The organism is Streptomyces sp. NPDC107471 (assembly GCF_055582845.1).
Genome location: NZ_JBVJPC010000004.1, coordinates 245,483 through 265,101 on the forward strand (window position 1 = coordinate 245,483; position 19,619 = coordinate 265,101).

The following is a 19,619-nucleotide window of genomic DNA, read 5'->3' on the forward strand; positions in this document are numbered from 1 at the left end:
CTCAGGCGAGCAGTTCGACTTCCGCGACCACCGCCTCACCGTCGAGGACGAGACGGTACTTCCCGTACGTACCCGCGGACCTCACGGTGAACGCCCGTGTCTGCCGGTCCCACGCGAAGGTCTCCCCGGACCGCCGGTCGAGGGTCTTCCACGTGGTCCCGTCGTCCGAGCCCTGGAGCGTCCAGCCGGTCGGCGCCTTCGTACGGTCCGACGACGAGGTCAGCGTGTACTGGACCCCCTTGACCTCGCCGGACACCGGAAGGTCCACCGAGGTCACGGTCGCGTCCGTGGCCGACGTGTTGTCGAACAGCGCCCCGTCACCGGAGAGCACGTCCGCACGCGGCGTCGGCACCTCGTCGTCCTGGGTGATCGACACGGGGGCCGCGTTCTTCCCCGTGCCCCACTTGGACGGCCGCGAGCCCATGTCGAAGTCGAGGACGGCACCCTTGGCCAGGACCGAGTGGGGGAGCGAAGTCGACTTCCAGGGCTTGCCGTTGACCTTCAGGCCCTGCACGTACACGTTCCGCGCACTGTTCTCCGGGGCCCTGACCACCAGGTCCCGGCCGTTCTCCAGATGGACCGTGGCCTTGGTGAACAGCGGGGAGCCGACGGCGTACTCGCCGCTTCCCATCACCAGCGGGTAGAAGCCCAGGGCCGAGAACAGGTACCAGGCCGACTGCTCGCCGTTGTCCTCGTCGCCGTGGTAGCCCTGCCCGATCTCGCTGCCGACGTACAGGCGCGACAGCACCTCACGGACGTTCCTCTGCGTCTTCCAGGGCTGGCCCGCCGCGTCGTACATGTAGTTGACGTGGTGGGCGACCTGGTTGGAGTGGCCGTACATGCCCATCCGGACGTCCCGCGCCTCGGTCATCTCGTGGATGACCCCGCCGTAGGAGCCGACGAACTCCGGCGCGGCCGTCTCGGGCGTCGCGAAGTACTCGTCCAGCTTCTCGGCGAGCCCGGATCGGCCGCCGTACAGGTTGGCGAGGCCCCGGCTGTCCTGCGGGGCGGTGAAGGCGTACCCCCAGCCGTTGGTCTCGGTGTAGTCGTAGCCCCACACCCGCGGGTCGTAACTCGACGAGTCCACCCGCCACTTGCCGTCGGCGTCCCGGCCCTGGAAGAAGCCCGCCTTCGTGTCGAAGAGGTTCACGTAGTCCCGGGCCCGGTTGAGGAAGTACTCCGACTCCTCCTTGTAGCGCTTCTCACCGGTCTTCGCGTAGAGCGCCTGGCCCATGCGGGCGATGCCGTAGTCGTTGAGGTAGCCCTCCAGCGCCCAGGACAGGCCCTCGTGGGTGTCGGTGCTGGTGTAGCCGAGGAAGGGCGAGGTCTCCATGCCCTTGCGGCCCACACCGGAGGACGGGGGCGCGACCGTGGCGTTCTTCAGGGCCGCGTCGTACGCCGACTTCGCGTCGAAGTCGACGCCCTTGACGTATGCGTCCGCGAAGGCCACGTCCGAGGACGTGCCGGTCATCAGGTCGGCGTAGCCGGGCGAGGACCAGCGCGAGGTCCAGCCGCCGTCCTTGTACTGCTGGACGAACCCGTCCACCATCTCGCCCGCCTGCGAGGGCGTCAGCAGCGAGTACGCGGGCCACGTGGTCCGGTAGGTGTCCCAGAAGCCGTTGTTGACGTACACCTTGCCGTCCACGATCTTCGCCCCGGTGTGCGTCGGGGTGTCGGGGGACGGCATCGGGGAGAACGGCGACGCGTACTGGTACTTCGAACCCACCTTCTCGAAGCCGGAGTTGGGGTACAGGTACAGCCGGTACAGGCTGGAGTACAGCGTGGTGAGCTGGTCCTGCGTGGCGCCCTCCACCTCGACCTTGCCGAGGATCCGGTCCCACTGCCCGCGGGCGAGGTCCCGGACCTTCTCGAAGGAGGTGCCGTCCGGGATCTCCTGGCGCAGGTTGTCCTTGGCCTGGTCGAGGCTGATCAGCGAGGTCGCCAGCCGCAGCGTGACGGTCCGGTCGGCGCCGGCGTCGAAGCGCAGGTACCCCTTGACCCCGCTGGACGAGCCGTCCGTCACCGGCTTGTCGAAGACGCCGTAGACGAAGAGCCGGGTGGCCCCGGTCGACAGCCCGGACTTCACGTCCGAGTACCCGGTGATCACCCCCGCGTCCTTGTCGAGCGAGAGCCCGGCCTGGTCGGTGACGTTGTCGAAGAGGACGCTCGCGTCGTCGCCCGGGAAGCTGAAGCGCAGGGCCGCCGCGTGGTCGGTCGGCGCCATCTCCGCCTTCAGCCCGTTCTCGAACCGCACCCCGTAGTAATACGGCCGGGCGGTCTCGTTCTCGTGCCGGAAGGCCAGCTCGCGCGCCTCCCGGCCGGTGTCCGGGGTGCCGGAGGCGGCCGACGGCATCACCTGGAAGGTCTGCCGGTCGCCCATCCACGGGCTGGGCTCGTGGCTCGCGCTGAACGCCTGGATCGTCGGCAGGTTGTCGTCGTTGTTCGCACGTGCGTAGTCGTACAGCCAGCTCAGCGAGGACGCGTTGGTCACCGGCGTCCAGAAGTTGAAGCCGTGCGGCACGGCCGTCGCCGGGAAGTTGTTGCCGCGCGAGAAGCCGCCGCTGGAGTTGGTGCCCCGGGTGGTCAGCGCGTAGTCGGCCAGATGTGCCTTGGGCTGCTCGGGCGCGGCCCGCTCCAGCGTGATGTCGTCCAGCCAGCCGCGGAACTTCGCCGGCCCGCTCGGGGAGTCGTAGGCGACGAGGATGCGGTCGACGGTCTTGCCGGCCGCGACCGATCCGATGCGCGCGGCGACGTTGTTCCACTGGTTGACGTAGAGCGCCTTCGAGGCGCCCTGCCCCCGTGGCGAGAGCGTGAATCCGTGTTGGTCACGCGCCCCGAGGTCGCTCAGGAACGTGCCGTCGGTGAAGGCGAGGTCCACCGCCGTGTTGGTCGAGTCGTAGTCCCGGTCGCCGTCCACCATCGACGGGTAGATCCGGTACGACAGCCGGGTCAGCTTGTCGACCCGCACGTTCACGTCGAAGATCTTGTTGTACGAGTAGGCCCGGCCCTCGGCCGTGTGCCGTCCGGCGTAACGCAGGGACTTCTTTCCGGTGAACCCGGCGCCCGCCTTCGCGGTGGGCGATCCGGTCGGGCTGCGGTCCACCAGCGAGAGCATGTCCGGCGGGACCGGCCCGTCGCTCTCCCCGGTGGAGAACTGCACGTCGGCGAGCTGGACGATGCCCGCGCCGTGGTTCGCCGTGATGTCCAGCCGGAAGTGCTGGTACTCGGCGACGGCGTCCGCCGGGACGGCGTACGACTTCGTCTGGAACCGCTCGGGGAAGCTCTCGCCCGCCCGGGTGTCGAGGGTCTTCCAGTCCTTGCCGTCGGTGGAGCCCTTGAGCGTCCAGTCCCTCGGGTCGCGCTCGTCGGCGTCGTTCGCCGAGGTGAGCGCGTAGGTGACCGCCTTCACCGGCTTGTCCAGGTCGAACTCCGCCCAGCCGGTGGACGCGAAGGCCAGCCACTTGGTGCTCGGCTCGCTGTCGGCGAGGTTCTCCTTCACCTCGCCCCCGGAGGCGTTCTCGGCGCTCGCCCGGACGTCGGTGACCCGGTCGGTGACATTGCCCGGGATACCGGTGCGGTAACCGCCGTCGACGCCGGACGCCCTGCCGCCGTCGACCGTGCTGAGCCAGTCGGGGGCCGGCTCTCCCGCCTCGAAGGAGGAGGCGAACCCCTCGTCGGCCGGGGCGGGGGCCTCGGGCAGGGCGACCGCCGCGCCCTGCGAGCCCACCGTCACGCAAAAGGCGGCCGTGATCACGACCGCCGTACTCCGTCTGAGCCGAGTTCTGTACCGATCCATCGGCGAGTTCCCTCCCTGCACAAGGACGGACAACGTTGTCACACAATCCGTGCAAGGATCAGTAGGGGCCCAAGTGGACAAGGATGTCAAGGGTGTTGGGTGTGGCATTCGGGGCCTATGTCGCGGATTTTTCCGGCAAGCTTCGCACAGGGCGCTCATATTTCCGCGAGGTCTCAACTCGAAAACACCCATGGCCAACATTGCATTCGATCTTGCTCACTCGGCCGGAAGTGGACTATACCTGTCGGCGATTCACCCCTCTTGCACGAACCTGCTTGACCTGACCGCGGTGCCGGGGAGGATCCGGTTCACCGCCTGAGTCCTGGAGAAGGCGAGGACTTGAGCATGGGATCCACTTCCGCAGACAGCCACGGTGACGCGGGTGTCGGCCGCCGCGATCTGATCAAGCGGTCGGCCGCACTCGGCCTGGCCGCTGTTCCCGCGACCGGTTTCCTCTCCGCCTGCGCGAGCGGCGGCGGCGACGATTCGAGTGACGACAGCACCAAGGGCACGACCTCGAAGGACAACCCCTTCGGCGCGGCGAAGGGCAGCAAGCTCGACGTCGTGATCTTCAAGGGCGGCTACGGCGACGACTACGCCAAGGCCTGGGAGGCCGACTTCCAGAAGAAGCTCGGGATCACCTCCACCCACACCGGCACCCAGGAGATCACCGGAAAGCTCCAGCCGCGCTTCAACGCCGGCAACCCGCCGGACATCGTCGACGACTCCGGCGCCCAGCAGATCAAGGTCGACGTCCTCTACAAGAACGGGCAGTTGCTCGACCTCGCCGAGGTCCTGGACGCCCCCGCCATCGACGACCCGAGCAAGAAGGTCCGCGACCTCATCATCCCGGGGACCCTCGACGCGGGTCTCCAGGGCGGCAAGGTCGTCGCCCTCAACTACATCTACACGGTCTGGGGCCTGTGGTACTCCGGCAAGCTCTTCAAGGAGAAGGGCTGGGAGGAGCCCAAGACCTGGGACGACTTCCTCGCCGTCTGCCAGGACGCCAAGAAGCAGGGCATCGGCGGCCTGGCCCACCAGGGCAAGTACCCGTACTACATCAACGTCGCCATCATGGACCTGATCGCCAAGAAGGGCGGTCTGGACGCCATGAAGGCGATCGACAACCTCGACCCCAAGGCCTTCGTCGGCTCGGACGCGGCCCAGGCCGGCGTCGAGGCGATCTACGAGGTGGTCGAGAAGGGCCTGTTGATGCCCGGCACCAACGGCCTGACCCACACCGAGTCCCAGACCCGCTGGAACCAGTACAAGGCCGCCTTCATCACCTGCGGTTCCTGGCTGGAGAACGAGCAGCTCAAGCAGACGCCCGCGGACTTCGACATGAAGTTCATGCCGATGCCCCTGCTGCCCGACAGCTCGCTGCCCTTCGAGGCGATCCGGGCCGGTTCCGGTGAGCCCTTCATCATCCCGTCGAAGGCCAACAACCTCCCGGGCGCCAAGGAGTTCATGCGCCGCATGCTCTCCAAGGAGTGGTCGACCCTCTTCGCCAAGGAGGCGAACTCCCTCACCATCCTCAAGGACGGCGTGGACCCGAGCGTGAAGCTGCGCCCGGGCACCCAGTCCACCGTCGAGGCCTCCAAGGCGGCCGGTGACGACACCTTCCGTTACCTGTACACCGAGTGGTACAGCGAGATGGGAGCGGCCATCGAGGCCGCGTCCAACGAGCTGATGGCCAAGCGCATCCAGCCGAAGGAGTGGCTGAAGCGGGCCCAGGCCGCGGTCGACAAGCAGGCCAAGGACCCGGCCTCCAAGAAGAACCACCGGGACTGACCGCAACGCCGTTTCCCGGGCCGGAGCACTCCGGCCCGGGAAGGGACACCAGGGGCAGGAATCGCCAATGCGCAAAGGGCAGTACAGGTTCGTCGCGGGATTTCTCTTCGCTCCCGTGGCGCTCTACCTGATCTTCGTGATCTGGCCGTACATCCAGACGATCGGCTATTCGCTGACCGACTGGAAGGGGCAGTCGCAGACGTTCAAGTTCATCGGCCTGGACAACTACAAGGCGCTGTTCCAGGACGACGTCTTCATGCAGGCCATCTGGCACAACATCCTGTTCCTGATCTTCATCCCGGTGATCACGATTCTGCTCGCCCTGTTCTTCGCGTTCATGCTGAACGCGGGTGGGCGCAGCAAGGCCGGCGGGGTGCGGGGAGTCGCCGGATCGCAGATCTACAAAGTCGTCTACTTCTTTCCGCAGGTGCTGTCGCTGGCGATCGTCGCGGTGCTGTTCAACGCGGTGTACCGCAGTGACGGCGGCGGCCTGCTGAACGGATTCCTGATCAAACTCGGCCTGGTCGACGCCGAGAATCCCATGGAATGGCTCAACGAGCCCAACCTGGTGCTGTGGATGCTGGTCATCGCCGTGGTCTGGCACGGGGTCGGCTTCTATCTGGTGCTCTTCTCGGCCGCGATGCAGTCCATTCCGAAGGACATCTACGAGGCCGCGCTCATCGACGGCGCGGGCCGCAACCAGTCCTTCTTCCGCATCACCCTGCCGCTGCTGTGGGACACCGTGCAGACCGCCTGGGTCTATCTGGGCATTGTCGCGATGGACATGTTCGTGCTGGTGTCGTCGATGACCCAGAACATGGGCGCCTACGGCGGTGGCCCCGACCATCACAGCGATGTGATGTCGACGGTGATGATGCGCAACTTCCAGTACTTCGGCAAGAGCGGATACGCCTGCGCGATGGGCGTCGTCATGCTGCTGCTCACCCTGGTCCTGTCCGTGGTCATGCTGCGTGCCACCCGCCGCGACCGCGTCGAGTTCTGAGCGGGAGAGATACGACGATGAGCGCACCCATCAAGGAAACCGCCGCCGTCCCGGCCCAGCGGACCCAGGGCACCGCCCCGGCCCGCCCCGGCGGCGAGCGAAACGAGGGCGTGGTCCTGAACGCCTTCTCGCACGGCTTCCTCGCGCTGTGGGCCCTGCTGATCGTGCTGCCACTGCTGTGGCTGGTGCTCAGCTCCTTCAAGACCGACGCCCAGATCGGCGGCTCGGCCTTCGGCTGGCCGCAGAACTGGTCCCTGGACGTCTTCGGGCGGGCCTGGGACAAGGGCATCGGCGACTACTTCCTGAACACCGTCATCGTGCTGGTCTTCTCGGTGCCGCTGACGATGCTGCTCGGTTCCATGGCCGCCTACGTCCTGGCCCGCTACGAGTTCTGGGGCAACAGGTTCCTGTACTTCTTCTTCGTCGCGGGCGCGATGTTCCCGGTGTTCCTGGCCCTGGTCCCGCTGTTCTTCATGGTGAAGCGGCTGGACATGCTGAACACCTACCAGGGGCTGATCCTGGTGTACGTCGCGTACTCGATGCCGTTCACGGTCTTCTTCATGCACGCGTTCTTCCGGACGCTGCCCACGGCCGTGTTCGAGGCCGCGGTTCTCGACGGCGCCTCGCACACCCGGACGTTCTTCCAGGTGATGCTGCCGATGGCGAAGCCGGGACTGATCAGTGTCGGCATCTTCAACACCCTCGGCCAGTGGAACCAGTTCATCCTGCCCACGGTGCTGATGCAGCCGCAGAGCGGTGACGATCCGGAGCGCTATGTGCTCACCCAGGGACTGATCCAGCTCCAGCAGCAGATGGGGTACGCCTCGGACCTTCCGGTGCTGTTCGCCGGGGTCACCATCGCCATGGTCCCGATGCTGGTGGTGTACCTGTCCTTCCAGCGCCAGGTGCAGGCGGGCCTGACGTCGGCGACCTTGAAGTAGCGCTCCGCGAGCGCACGTGAGCGCACCGTCCCCGGCTTCGGTGACGGTGCGCTCACGTGTGCCCTACACCCCGGATACTGTTCAACCTCTTGACGGGAGGCGACCCGAACGGCTCAGCTTAGAGTTCACTAGTTGGACATAGACGGGGCCTCATCGATGCGGTCCCGCGCGCAGGAGGTCGTCGTGGAGACTCCGGGGTCGCAGTCGTCGCTGCACCGAGCCAACCTGGAGCGGGTCGTGCGGGCCGTACGGCTGGCCGGGTCGCTCACGCAGGCGGAGATCGCACGGACCACGGGACTGTCCGCCGCGACCGTCTCCAACATCGTCCGTGAACTCAAGGACGGCGGAACCGTCGAGGTCACGCCCACGTCGGCGGGTGGCCGGCGGGCCCGCGCGGTCTCCCTGAGCGGGGACGCGGGCATCGTCATAGGGGTGGACTTCGGGCACACCCATTTGCGCGTCGCGGTCGGGAACCTCGCGCACCAGGTGCTCGCCGAGGAGTCCGAGCCGCTGGACGTGGACGCCTCCTCCAGTCAGGGCTTCGACCGGGCGGAGCAGCTCGTCACCCGGCTGATCGAGGCGACCGGCGTGGACCGCACGAAGATCGCCGGGGTGGGCCTCGGCGTGCCCGGGCCCATCGACCTGGAGTCGGGCTCCCTGGGCTCCTCCGCCATCCTGCCGGGCTGGATCGGTACCAAGCCCGCCGAGGAGCTCCAGGAACGCCTCGGCGTGCCCGTTCACGTGGACAACGACGCCAACCTCGGCGCCCTGGGCGAGCTGGTCTGGGGCAGTGGCCGGGGGGTGCGCGACCTGGCGTACATCAAGGTCGCGAGCGGTGTCGGGGCCGGCCTGGTGATCAGCGGGAAGATCTATCGGGGCCCGGGTGGCACGGCGGGAGAAATCGGGCATATTACTCTTGATGAGTCCGGCCCCGTCTGCCGTTGCGGCAACCGCGGCTGCCTGGAGACGTTTGCGGCCGCGCGCTATGTGCTCCCGCTGCTCCAGTCCAGTCACGGCACCGATCTCACCATGGAAGGCGTCGTTCGACTCGCACGGGACGGAGACCCTGGCTGCCGTCGGGTGATCGCCGACGTCGGCCGACACATCGGCAGTGGAGTCGCCAATCTCTGCAACTTGCTGAACCCGAGCCGAGTCGTCCTGGGCGGTGATCTCGCCGAGGCCGGTGAGCTGGTGCTCGGACCGATCCGGGAGTCCGTCGGCCGCTACGCGATCCCCAGCGCGGCACGTCAACTGTCCGTGCTTCCAGGGGCACTTGGAGGTCGCGCGGAGGTGCTCGGAGCACTCGCCCTCGCCCTCAGCGAGATGGGTGATTCGACCCTTTTGGACGGCACGCTGCACGCTGCGGCGCCTGCGTTCACTTAGAGAACGCACGACGTCGTTGCCATCTCGTTAAGTATTTACTTCTTGACGTCGCACGTGCGGCCGAGTTGACTTCCAGCCACCTCGGCCGCAACGACGCGGCCTCGTCAGGGAGGTTTCTCAAGTGAACACGCTCATGCGTCGTGCCGCCGTGTCCGTAGCGATTTCGGCGCTCGCCGTCTCGGTCGCCGCCTGTGGCAAGGCCGGCGACGACGACAACGGCAGTGACAGCAGCAGCTCCGGTGCCGGCGGCAAGTCCATCGGCCTGCTCCTGCCCGACAACGTCACCGCGCGGTACGAGAAGTTCGACAAGCCGTACTTCGAGGCCAAGGTCAAGGAGCTGTGCAGCGACTGCACCGTCTCCTACGCCAACGCCGCGGCCGACCCGGCCAAGCAGGCCCAGCAGATGAGCAGCATGGTGACCAAGGGCGTCAAGGTCATCGTCGTCTCCGCCCAGGACTCCGCCGCCATCAAGTCCTCCATCGCCTCCGCGGTGAGCAAGGGCGTCAAGGTCGTCGCGTACGACCGTCTGGCCCAGGGCCCGGTCTCCGCGTACGTCTCCTTCGACAACGTCAAGGTCGGCGAGCTCCAGGGTCAGGCCCTGCTCGACGCCCTCGGCTCCAAGGCGACCCCCAAGGCGAACGTCGTCATGATCAACGGTGACGACGCCGACCCGAACGCCGCCCAGTTCAAGGAGGGCGCGCACAAGGTCCTCGACGGCAAGGTCAAGATCGCCTACGAGCAGTCCGGCCTGTGGAAGGACACCGTCGCCGCGCAGAAGATGTCCGCGGCCATCACGCAGCTCGGTGCCAAGAACATCGCGGGCGTCTACGCCGCCAACGACGGCATGGCCGGTGGTATCGCCAACACCCTCAAGGGCGCCGGCATCAGCAGCATCCCGCTGACCGGTCAGGACGCCGAGCTCGCCGCCATCCAGCGGATCGTCGCCGGCACCCAGTCGGCCACCGTCTACAAGCCCTACAAGGGCGAGGCCGACAACGCCGCCGAGCTCGCGGTCAACCTGCTCCAGGGCAAGGACATCAAGTCCCTCGCCGAGACCGAGGTCACCAGCGGTTCCGGTGACAAGGTCCAGGCGAAGCTGCTGACCCCGGTCTCGGTCACCGTCAAGAACATCAAGGACACGGTCGTCAAGGACGGTCTCTACACCGTCGCCGACATCTGCACCGCGGACTACGCCGCCGCGTGCAAGAAGGCCGGCCTCCAGTAGGTCCCGCTGAGCCACCGGGGCGCGTCCTTCGACGGATCCGCCCCGGCAGGCAGGCACAGAGCCTGTCCGGCGCCCGCACCGCCTTCATACCCCGCTGCGGGGCGGGCGCCGGACGGAATCATGGCGGACGCAGCCGTTGCCAAGAGGCATCGGCCGCGCGCATGTTCGACTAGTAAATCCGTGCTCACGACACAACTCGTCAGTCGAGTGCTACGAGCCTGAGTGTCCCGAGCACAACCCCTCCGCGCCTTACCCCAAGCGCGGCATCCCCGCCGGTCAGGCGGCGAAGGAGATGGTTCACGTGTCCGCTACGCCCGTGCTGGCGTTGCGCGGAGTCTCCAAGCGATTCGGTGCGGTGCAGGCCCTCACCGATGTCGAACTGGAGGTCCACGCCGGAGAAGTGGTCGCCCTGGTCGGCGACAACGGCGCCGGAAAGTCCACGCTGGTCAAGACGATCGCCGGTGTTCACCCCATCGATGAGGGCGTCATCGAGTGGGACGGCAACCCGGTCAGCATCAACAAGCCGCACGACGCCCAGGGACTCGGCGTCGCGACGGTCTACCAGGACCTCGCCCTGTGCGACAACCTCGACGTGGTCGGCAACCTCTACCTCGGACGCGAGCTGCTGCACCGCGGCATCATCGACGAGGTCACGATGGAGCAGAAGGCCCGCGAGCTGCTGAGCACGCTCTCCATCCGCATCCCGAGTGTGCGCATCCCGATCGCGAGTCTGTCCGGCGGTCAGCGCCAGGTCGTCGCCATCGCGCGCGCCCTGATCGGCGACCCCAAGGTCGTGATCCTGGACGAGCCCACCGCCGCCCTCGGTGTCGAGCAGACCGCACAGGTCCTCGACCTCGTCGAGCGACTGCGCGAGCGCAACCTCGGCGTCATCCTCATCAGCCACAACATGGCCGACGTGAAGGCGGTCGCCGACACGGTCGCCGTGCTGCGTCTGGGCAGGAACAACGGCTCCTTCCCGGTGAAGGACACCAGTCAGGAAGAGATCATCTCCGCCATCACCGGTGCCACGGACAACGCCGTGACCCGTCGTGCGGGGCGTCGCAGCACGGAGGCCGCGAAGTGAGCGACACAAGCAAGGTTTCCAAGGCGGACGCGGCGAAGGGGCAGCAGACCACCGTCGCCCCCGCCGACGACCCCACCGCCGCGTCGATCTCCGTCGTCGACCCCCGGCTGCTGGTCCGCGAAGAGGGCTTCAAGGGCTACTGGACCGAGTTCACGCGCAAGGTCAAGGGCGGTGAGCTGGGCTCGCTGCCGGTCGTCGTCGGACTGATCGTCATCTGGACGATCTTCCAGCTCCAGAACGACCGCTTCCTGAGCGCCGACAACCTCTCCAACATCAGCTACTACCTGTCGGCCACCGGCATGCTCGCCATCGGCCTGGTGTTCGTCCTGCTGCTCGGCGAGATCGACCTGTCGGTCGGTTCGGTCAGCGGTCTGGCGTCGACCCTGTTCGCGGTGTTCGTGGTCGAACACGGCATGAACCCGTGGCTGTCGCTGATCCTGGCCGTCCTCACCGGTATCGCCGTCGGCGCGCTGCACGGCTGGTTCTTCGCCAGGATCGGTGTTCCGGCGTTCGTCGTCACCCTGGCCGGCTTCCTCGGCTGGAACGGTCTGATGCTGTGGCTGCTGGGCTCCAGCGGCACCATCAACATCCCGTCCGACTCGGGCCCGGTCCACCTGCTCGGCCAGAACTCGTTCTTCATGGACCAGGCCATCATCGGCGCGTACCTGCTGGCCGCGCTCGGTGTCGTCCTGACCCTCGTCGGCAACTTCGGTGAGCAGCGCCGCCGCAAGGCCGCGGGCGTGCCCTTCCGGCCGACCAGCGAGATCCTGATGCGCGTCGGAGCGCTCGCGGTGGCGTCCTTCGTCACGGCGGCCGTGCTGAACGACGCCGCCGGTGTCTCCAACGCCCTGGTGATCTTCCTGGCCGCCCTGGTGATCGTGGACTTCGTGCTGCGTCGCACGACCTACGGCCGCAAGGTCTTCGCGGTCGGCGGCGGCATCGAGGCGGCCCGTCGTGCCGGTATCAACGTGCCGATGATCCGCATCACCGTGTTCGCCATCTCCGGTGGGTTCGCGGCGATCGGCGGTATGTTCTTCGCCGGTCAGACCGCCAGCGCCACGCTGAGCGCCGGTGGCGGCAACACCCTGATGCTCGCCATCGCGGCGGCCGTCATCGGTGGTACCTCGCTGTTCGGTGGCCGCGGTTCGGTGTGGTCCGCGCTGCTGGGCATGCTGGTCATCCAGTCGATCCAGACCGGTCTGGACCTGCTGAACATGAACCAGTCGATCCAGTACATGATCACCGGTGGTGTTCTGCTCGGCGCGGTCGTCATCGACTCGGTGTCCCGAAAGTCTCAGAAGGCCGCTGGTCGCGGATAACACCGCAGGGCAGCGCCCTCCAGGTCGATCGTCTTGCCCGGCACCCGCGAGGTGCCGGGCAAGATTGTTCTCGGCGAACATTAGACTCGACACGCCCGGCAAAGCTCGATCAGCTCTAATGCAAGGAGGCACGGGGTGCCGCTGCTGACCCGTATCAGGGGACCGCGTGATCTGGACCGGCTCAGCCTTGAGGAGCTGGGCGGGCTGGCGGAGGAGATCCGGAGTTTCCTCGTCGGCGCGGTCTCCAAGACCGGCGGCCACCTCGGCCCCAACCTCGGTGTGGTCGAGCTGACCATCGCCCTGCACCGCGTCTTCGACTCGCCCAGGGACCGGGTGCTCTTCGACACCGGCCACCAGGCGTACGTGCACAAGCTGCTCACCGGCCGCCACGACTTCTCGAAGCTGCGCTCCAAGGGCGGCCTGTCCGGCTACCCCTCGCGCGCCGAGTCCGAGCACGACGTGATCGAGAACAGCCACGCCTCCACGGTGCTCGGCTGGGCCGACGGCCTCGCCAAGGCCAACCAGGTACTCAAACGCGAGGACCACGTCGTCGCCGTCATCGGTGACGGCGCCCTGACCGGCGGTATGGCCTGGGAGGCGCTGAACAACATCGCCGACGCCAAGGACCGGCCGCTCGTCATCGTCGTCAACGACAACGAGCGCTCCTACGCGCCGACCATCGGCGGCCTCGCGAACCACCTCGCGACCCTGCGCACCACCGACGGCTACGAGCGCTTCCTGGCCCGCGGCAAGGACCTCCTGGAGCGCACCCCGGTCGTCGGCCGCCCGCTCTACGAGACCCTGCACGGCGCCAAGAAGGGCCTCAAGGACTTCATCGCGCCCCAGGGCATGTTCGAGGACCTCGGACTGAAGTACGTCGGCCCCATCGACGGCCACGACCTCGAGGCGCTGGAGTCGGCGCTGGCCCGCGCCAAGCGGTTCAACGGCCCGGTGATCGTGCACTGCCTCACCGAGAAGGGCCGCGGCTACGAACCCGCCGAGCAGGACGAGGCCGACCGCTTCCACGGCATCGGCCCCATCCACCCCGACACCGGCCTGCCCATCAAGGCCGCCGCCGCGAGCTGGACCTCGGTCTTCGGCGACGAGATGGTCAAGCTCGGCCGGGAGCGCGAGGACATCGTCGCCATCACCGCGGCCATGCTCCAGCCGGTCGGCCTGAAGAAGTTCGCGGACACCTTCCCGGACCGCATCTACGACGTCGGCATCGCCGAGCAGCACGCGGCCGTGTCCGCGGCGGGCCTCGCCACCGGCGGACTGCACCCCGTCTTCGCGGTCTACGCCACCTTCCTCAACCGCGCCTTCGACCAGGTCCTCATGGACGTCGCCCTGCACAAGTGCGGGGTGACCTTCGTGCTCGACCGGGCCGGCGTCACCGGCGACGACGGCGCCTCGCACAACGGCATGTGGGACATGTCGATGCTGCAGGTCGTCCCGACGCTCCGGCTCGCCGCCCCGCGCGACGCCGAGCAGCTCCGCGCCCAGCTCCGCGAGGCCGTCCAGGTCGACGACGCGCCGACCGTGCTGCGCTACTCCAAGGGCGTCGTGGGCCCCGCCGTGCCCGCGGTGGGCACCGTCGGCGGCATGGACGTCCTGCGCGAGCCCGGCACGGACCGGCCCGACGTGCTCCTCGTCTCCGTCGGCGCCCTCGCCCCGATGTGCCTGGAGATCGCCGCGCTGCTCGACAAGCAGGGCATCTCCACCACCGTCGTCGACCCGCGCTGGGTCAAGCCCGTCGACGAGGCCATGGCCCCGCTCGCGGAGCGGCACCGCGTGGTCGTCACCGTCGAGGACAACAGCCGCGTCGGCGGTGTCGGTTCGGCGATCGCGCAGGCCCTGCGCGACGCGGGCGTGGACGTCCCGCTGCGCGACTTCGGCATCCCGCCGCGCTTCCTCGACCACGCCTCCCGCGCCGAGATCATGGCGGAGATCGGCCTGACCGCGCCGGACATCGCCCGCCAGGTCACGGGGCTGGTCTCCAAGCTGGACGGCCGGTACGACAGCGCCCCGGCCGAGGCCGAGGCCGCCCGCGACTAGGGCCTGTCCGGCGGATCAGGCCGGCTGCAAGAAACAGTGCCGATCGGCGACGCCGGCATGATCCGCCGGACAGGCCCTGGGCCCGCCGACAGGGCCGAACGGGCCGGTCGCACCACTCTTGACAGTGGTGTGACCGGCCCGTTCGCGTGAATCCCGCCATGCCGGGGCATACGACCTACGCCCCCTCTCGATCATGTCGAGGACGACACAGCGTGGGAGGTACCCGTGAGCAGCACCCTCTTCCGGACGAAGAAGGTCGAGCAGTCCATCCTCGATACCGAGGAGCCAGAGCACGCGCTCAAGAAGTCCTTGTCCGCGCTGGACCTGACCGTCTTCGGCGTCGGTGTCATCATCGGCACCGGCATCTTCGTCCTGACCGGCACCGTCGCCAAGAACAACGCCGGCCCGGCGGTCGCCCTGGCCTTCGTCGTGGCCGGCGTCGTCTGCGCGCTCGCCGCGCTCTGCTACGCCGAGTTCGCCTCCACCGTCCCGGTGGCCGGCTCGGCGTACACCTTCTCGTACGCCTCCCTCGGGGAACTGCCCGCCTGGATCATCGGCTGGGACCTGGTCCTGGAGTTCGCGCTGGGCACGGCGGTGGTGTCGGTCGGCTGGTCCGGCTACATCGCCTCGCTGCTGGACAACGCGGGCTGGCACCTGCCGGCCGCGCTCGGCAGCCGCGACGGGGCCGACGGCTTCGGCTTCGACATCCTCGCCGCCGCGCTCGTCCTGGTGCTCACCGGCATCCTCGTGCTCGGCACCAAGCTCTCCGCGCGCGTGACCTCGATCGTCGTGGCCATCAAGGTGACGGTCGTCCTGACCGTGATCATCGCCGGTGCCTTCTTCGTCAAGGGCGACAACTACGACCCGTTCGTCCCGAAGGCGCAGGACGTGCCGGCCGGTGACAGTCTCCAGTCGCCGCTGATCCAGCTCATGTTCGGCTGGGCGCCCTCCAACTTCGGCGTGATGGGCATCTTCACCGCCGCCTCCATCGTCTTCTTCGCCTTCATCGGCTTCGACGTCGTCGCCACGGCCGCCGAGGAGACCAGGAACCCGCAGCGCGACATGCCCCGCGGCATCCTCGGCTCCCTCCTCATCTGCACGACCCTCTACGTGGCCGTGTCGATCGTCGTGACCGGCATGCAGAAGTACACGGACCTGTCCATCACGGCCCCGCTCGCGGACGCCTTCAAGGCCACCGGCCACCCCTGGTTCGCGGGCTTCATCAGCTTCGGCGCCGCGGTCGGCCTCACGACGGTCTGCATGATCCTGCTGCTGGGCCAGACCCGGGTCTTCTTCGCGATGAGCCGCGACGGACTGCTGCCCACGTTCTTCTCCCACGTCCACCCGAAGTTCCGGACCCCGCACCGCCCGACGATCCTGCTCGGCGTGATCATCGCGATCGTCGCCGGCTTCACGCCCCTGAGCGAACTCGCCGAACTGGTCAACATCGGCACCCTGTTCGCCTTCGTGGTCGTCGCCATCGGCGTGGTCATCCTCCGCAAGTCCCGCCCCGACCTGCCCCGGGCCTTCCGCACCCCGTGGGTGCCGGTCATCCCGATCCTGTCGGTGGCGGCCTCCCTCTGGCTGATGCTCAACCTCCCGGCCGAGACCTGGCTGCGGTTCGCGATCTGGATGGTCCTCGGCTTCGCCGTGTACTTCCTCTACGGCCGCACCCACAGCCGTCTCGCCCGACGCACGGAGACGCCGGCCGGCCACACCGAGTAACACATACGTTCCGCCTGCCCGGCCTCGTATGTCCTGCTCAGCAGGGGATACGGGGCCGGATAGCGTGCGCCCATGCCCGCAGAGCTCCTGCTCCCGTCACCCTCCGTACCCGGATCGCGCGGGGCGTACTGGAGCCGGCTGCTGCCCCCGCTCGCGGCCCTGGCCTGCGTCACGAGGATCCCGTCCTTCACCCGCCCCCTGTGGAACCCGGACGAGGGCTATCTCGCCGTCCAGGCACGGCTGCTGGCGCACGGCGGACAGCTCTACGACACGGTCGTCGACCGCAAGCCGCCGTTGGTGCCGTGGCTCTACGAGGCCGCGTTCGCGGTCACGGGCTCCGGCACGCTGACCGGGGTGCGGGTCCTCGCGGTCCTCGCCCAGTTCCTCACCGCCGCCCTGCTGGCCTCGCTGGCCCGCCGCCGCTGGGGCGACACGTCCGGCCGTACCGCCGGTGTCCTGTACCTGCTGGTCTCCGTGGGGCTGAACCCCGAGGACGCGCAGGCCGCCACCTTCGAGGTGTTCCTGCTGCCCTGCACGGCCGCGGCGATGTGGTGCGCGGACCGGCGGCGCTGGGGCGCGGCGGGCACGGCGGTCGCCTGCGCCTTCCTCACCAAGCAGACGGGCGGAGCCGTCCTGCTGCCGGTGCTGTGGCTGTACGTCACCTCGGGCGCCCGGCGCGAAGGTGTGCTGCGGCCGGCCGCGGGGGCGGTGCTTCCGGTGCTGGGCGCGGCGCTGGCCACGGACCCGGCGGGCTTCGTGTTCTGGACGGTGACCGGCTCGGGCGCGTACGCGACCCTGACCGGCTCCGAACTCCACGTCCTGGCAAGGGGTCTGGTCAACACCGGGATCGTGGCGGTGGCCTGCGCCGGCCTGATCGTGCCTGTGGTACGGGGCCGGCGCGCACCGACGACGGACCTGTGGCTGTGGCTGCTCGCGTCCGGGGCAGGAATGCTGCTCGGCCTCCACTTCTTCGGCCACTACTACCTCCCGCTCCTCCCGCCGGCCGCGCTCCTGGCCACGGCGGCGCTGCGCGCGGTGCCGTACGACCGCACGGCCACCGCGGTGTTCACGTCGGCCTGTATGTGCGTGCTGTTCATGACGTGGGGCGTGCTGGCCCCCCGTCCGGAGCTCGACCACGCCCGCCGCGTCGCCCAGGCGGTGTCGTCGCGCACGGAACCGGGCGACCCGGTGCTGATCTGGGGCATGCACCCGGAGACGTACTGGCTGGCCGACCGCGCCCCGGCCACCCGCTATCTGACGGCGGGTCTCCTCACGAACTACAGCGGCGGCCGGGACGGCGGCCGGGTGGGGGAGAGGTACGCCGTGCGGGGCACGTGGACCGTGTTCCGGCGGGAGGCGGGAGCGGCGGTCCTGGTGGTCGACGACTCCCGGGGCAAGCCGTACGCGCCGGAACGGGTGCGGGGCCTCCGGCGGTTGCTCGCGGCGGGGTACGAGGAGGTGGGGGCGGTGGACGGGGCGGTGCTGTACGTGCGGCGGGGGTAGGGGGTGCGTCGTCGGGTGCGGGCCGGTGGGGGCTGGTCGCGCAGTTCACCGCGCCCCTGAGTGGGTGCGGTCAACCCATGCCCGGCCGTACCCACCCGGGGGCTCGGGGAACTGCGTGACCAGCCACGACGAAACCGCGGTCACTCACCCGCGTCTCATGGATGTACCGTCCGCGGGCCCGCCACCTCCGCCCCCAACTCACCCACCCTGCGCCGGAGTTCACGGTCCGCCGTGACCACCAGCACCGGCCGCTCACCCGCCGCCCCCGCGACCAGCTCCACCATGTGGTCGTCCCCGCTCCCCGGCGCCGACTCCACCCGCACCCCGGGCACGGAGGACACCCCGCGGGCCGCCCCCTCCACCACCAGCACGATCTCCACGTCCCCGTCCCGCCCCGGCACCCCGTCCGCCGCCAGCCGGTCCCGCAACCGCTCCGCCGCCCCTCGCCGGTCCCGCCACCATCCGTCCGGCACCGACCCGACGACATTCGCGGCATCCACGACGACCAGCAGCACGTCACTCATGCCCCCAGCCTCGCACGCCCGGCCCACCCGAGGCCGTTGCCGACCGCCGGATTAGAGTGGTCCCGTGTCAATGGTCCGTACAGTGAACGGCGACTGGCTCATCCGCGCCCGCGACGGCCGACTCGGCGTCTACGCCACCCGTGACGACGCGGTGTGGTGCAGGGCGGAACGCCGCCCGGGCGGCGACACCTGGCTGCCCTGGCGCAAGGTCGGCGGCGACCAGCGTCTGCATCCCGGACTCGCCGTGGGACACGGTCCCGACGGCTACGCGCACCTCGTCTCCTGGCGGCCCACCAAGGCCCAGGAGGCGGGCCTCGTCCACTCCACGCACTTCCGCGTCCACCTCGCCGCCCTCGACTGGAACCCGGTCGGCCACCCCGACAAGGCCGGCCCGCGCACCGGCACACCCGCCGTGGCCGTCGACGCGGAGGGCCGCGCCCATGTCTTCGTCCGCGACCGCGGGGACAGCGTGCGCGCTCTCGTCCAGAAGGAGCGCGGCGGCTGGAACGCCTGGGCCGACCTCGGCGGGACCGACGTGCACGAGCAACTTACCGCGGTGACCGGGGAGTCGGGCCGCGTCGAGCTGTACGGCACCGGCCCGGCGGGCATCCTGCGCTGGGTCCCGGGGGAGGCCGGGGCGCCTCCCGTCGCGGCGGACCCGCTGGCGGTGCGCGTGGAGCCGGGCACGCTCAGCGCGCTGCCCACCTCCAAGGACCACACCACCCTGTTCTTCGCGGACCCCGAGGGCATGCTGCACGCCTGGCGTCCGGACCTGGAACCCACCCCGCTGCTCGCGGCGGCCGGACCCGGCCCGGCGGCGCTGCTGCGCTGCACCCTGGAGGGCTACGACTGCACGCTGCTCGCCCAGCGTTCGGCCTCGGGCCGGGTCGCCTTCGCCGCGTGTCCGACCGAGCAGGAGTCGGCGGGCCTGTGGTGGACGGAGTCCGGTCCGCAGGTGCCGGCGGGCACGGCCGTGGCCCTGGCCGAGGACGCGGACGGCCGGATCGTCGCGGCCACGGTGACCCCCGACGGTGACCTGCGCATCGCCCGGCAGAAGGCCGAGCCGGGCCTGGCCCTGGCGGCCTGGCGGCAGGTCTGACCGCCCGGCGCCCCCGTAGGGCCCCCGGGGGAACGACGTAGGGCCCCCGGCCGAGGCGGAGGCCCTTGGTCGTGGCCACGGGGTCCCCGACGGTGACCTGCGGATCGCCCGGCAGAAGGCCGAGCCGGGTCTGGCCCTGGCGGCCTGGCGGCAGGTCTGACCGCCCGGCAG

General features: G+C 69.1%; 13 protein-coding genes. 11 read left to right on the forward strand and 2 right to left on the reverse strand.

Features of this window, described 5'->3' with window-relative positions:
- Position 1: 1 nt before the first annotated feature.
- Complete coding sequence (locus ACZ66S_RS14960; protein WP_469902395.1) at positions 2–3,733, reverse strand: GH92 family glycosyl hydrolase; 3,732 nt, start codon at positions 3,731–3,733, stop codon at positions 2–4.
- Positions 3,734–4,141: 408 nt separating this feature from the next.
- Here ACZ66S_RS14960 and ngcE point away from each other — a divergent pair, with 408 nt between their 5' ends.
- The 10 genes from ngcE to ACZ66S_RS15010 all read left to right on the forward strand — a co-directional run bounded on the left by ngcE (position 4,142) and on the right by ACZ66S_RS15010 (position 17,825).
- Positions 4,142–5,587, forward strand: coding sequence for an N-acetylglucosamine/diacetylchitobiose ABC transporter substrate-binding protein (gene ngcE, locus ACZ66S_RS14965; RefSeq protein ID WP_469901933.1), 1,446 nt, complete (start codon positions 4,142–4,144; stop codon positions 5,585–5,587).
- Between the two features lie 67 nt (positions 5,588–5,654).
- Positions 5,655–6,590 carry a carbohydrate ABC transporter permease gene (locus ACZ66S_RS14970; RefSeq protein ID WP_469901934.1) on the forward strand — a complete coding sequence of 312 codons (936 nt, stop codon included), beginning with the start codon at positions 5,655–5,657 and terminating at the stop codon, positions 6,588–6,590.
- A gap of 17 nt (positions 6,591–6,607) precedes the next feature.
- On the forward strand, positions 6,608–7,531 hold the full coding sequence (locus ACZ66S_RS14975; RefSeq protein WP_469901935.1) for a carbohydrate ABC transporter permease: 924 nt from the start codon (positions 6,608–6,610) through the stop codon (positions 7,529–7,531).
- Between the two features lie 183 nt (positions 7,532–7,714).
- On the forward strand, positions 7,715–8,914 hold the full coding sequence (locus tag ACZ66S_RS14980; protein WP_469901936.1) for an ROK family transcriptional regulator: 1,200 nt from the start codon (positions 7,715–7,717) through the stop codon (positions 8,912–8,914).
- Positions 8,915–9,047: 133 nt separating this feature from the next.
- On the forward strand, positions 9,048–10,139 hold the full coding sequence (locus ACZ66S_RS14985; RefSeq protein ID WP_469902396.1) for a sugar ABC transporter substrate-binding protein: 1,092 nt from the start codon (positions 9,048–9,050) through the stop codon (positions 10,137–10,139).
- A gap of 292 nt (positions 10,140–10,431) precedes the next feature.
- Positions 10,432–11,223 carry an ATP-binding cassette domain-containing protein gene (locus tag ACZ66S_RS14990; protein ID WP_469901937.1) on the forward strand — a complete coding sequence of 264 codons (792 nt, stop codon included), beginning with the start codon at positions 10,432–10,434 and terminating at the stop codon, positions 11,221–11,223.
- The gene (locus ACZ66S_RS14995; protein ID WP_469901938.1) at positions 11,220–12,542 is read left to right on the forward strand and encodes a sugar ABC transporter permease; all 1,323 of its coding nucleotides are present in this window, start codon (positions 11,220–11,222) and stop codon (positions 12,540–12,542) included. Before ACZ66S_RS14990 ends, ACZ66S_RS14995 begins: the two co-directional genes overlap by 4 nt.
- A 135-nt stretch (positions 12,543–12,677) precedes the next feature.
- On the forward strand, positions 12,678–14,597 hold the full coding sequence (dxs, locus tag ACZ66S_RS15000; protein ID WP_469901939.1) for a 1-deoxy-D-xylulose-5-phosphate synthase: 1,920 nt from the start codon (positions 12,678–12,680) through the stop codon (positions 14,595–14,597).
- Positions 14,598–14,822: 225 nt separating this feature from the next.
- Positions 14,823–16,322, forward strand: a complete 1,500-nt coding sequence (locus tag ACZ66S_RS15005; protein ID WP_469901940.1) for an amino acid permease — start codon at positions 14,823–14,825, stop codon at positions 16,320–16,322.
- A gap of 72 nt (positions 16,323–16,394) precedes the next feature.
- Positions 16,395–17,825: an ArnT family glycosyltransferase gene (locus ACZ66S_RS15010; RefSeq protein ID WP_469901941.1), complete on the forward strand. Its 1,431-nt coding sequence runs from the start codon at positions 16,395–16,397 to the stop codon at positions 17,823–17,825.
- 155 nt (positions 17,826–17,980) lie between these two features.
- Here ACZ66S_RS15010 and ACZ66S_RS15015 read toward each other — a convergent pair whose 3' ends face one another.
- Positions 17,981–18,349, reverse strand: coding sequence for an NTP pyrophosphohydrolase (locus tag ACZ66S_RS15015; protein WP_469901942.1), 369 nt, complete (start codon positions 18,347–18,349; stop codon positions 17,981–17,983).
- 70 nt (positions 18,350–18,419) lie between these two features.
- Between ACZ66S_RS15015 and ACZ66S_RS15020 the strand changes: the two genes are divergently transcribed.
- Positions 18,420–19,448 (forward strand): DUF8189 domain-containing protein, encoded by a 1,029-nt coding sequence (locus ACZ66S_RS15020; protein WP_469902397.1) that lies wholly within the window; start codon positions 18,420–18,422, stop codon positions 19,446–19,448.
- The last annotated feature ends 171 nt before the right edge of the window (positions 19,449–19,619 follow it).

Excerpts from the sequence above, each read along its gene's own strand:
- ACZ66S_RS15020 (WP_469902397.1), top strand. The coding sequence starts at position 18,420 with ATGGTCCGTACAGTGAACGGCGACTGGCTCATCCGCGCCCGCGACGGC.
- ACZ66S_RS14985 (WP_469902396.1), top strand. The coding sequence starts at position 9,048 with ATGCGTCGTGCCGCCGTGTCCGTAGCGATTTCGGCGCTCGCCGTCTCG.
- ACZ66S_RS15015 (WP_469901942.1), bottom strand. The coding sequence starts at position 18,349 with ATGAGTGACGTGCTGCTGGTCGTCGTGGATGCCGCGAATGTCGTCGGG.
- ngcE (WP_469901933.1), top strand. The coding sequence starts at position 4,142 with ATGGGATCCACTTCCGCAGACAGCCACGGTGACGCGGGTGTCGGCCGC.
- ACZ66S_RS15010 (WP_469901941.1), top strand. The coding sequence starts at position 16,395 with ATGCCCGCAGAGCTCCTGCTCCCGTCACCCTCCGTACCCGGATCGCGC.
- ACZ66S_RS14975 (WP_469901935.1), top strand. The coding sequence starts at position 6,608 with ATGAGCGCACCCATCAAGGAAACCGCCGCCGTCCCGGCCCAGCGGACC.
- ACZ66S_RS14990 (WP_469901937.1), top strand. The coding sequence starts at position 10,432 with ATGGTTCACGTGTCCGCTACGCCCGTGCTGGCGTTGCGCGGAGTCTCC.
- ACZ66S_RS14970 (WP_469901934.1), top strand. The coding sequence starts at position 5,655 with ATGCGCAAAGGGCAGTACAGGTTCGTCGCGGGATTTCTCTTCGCTCCC.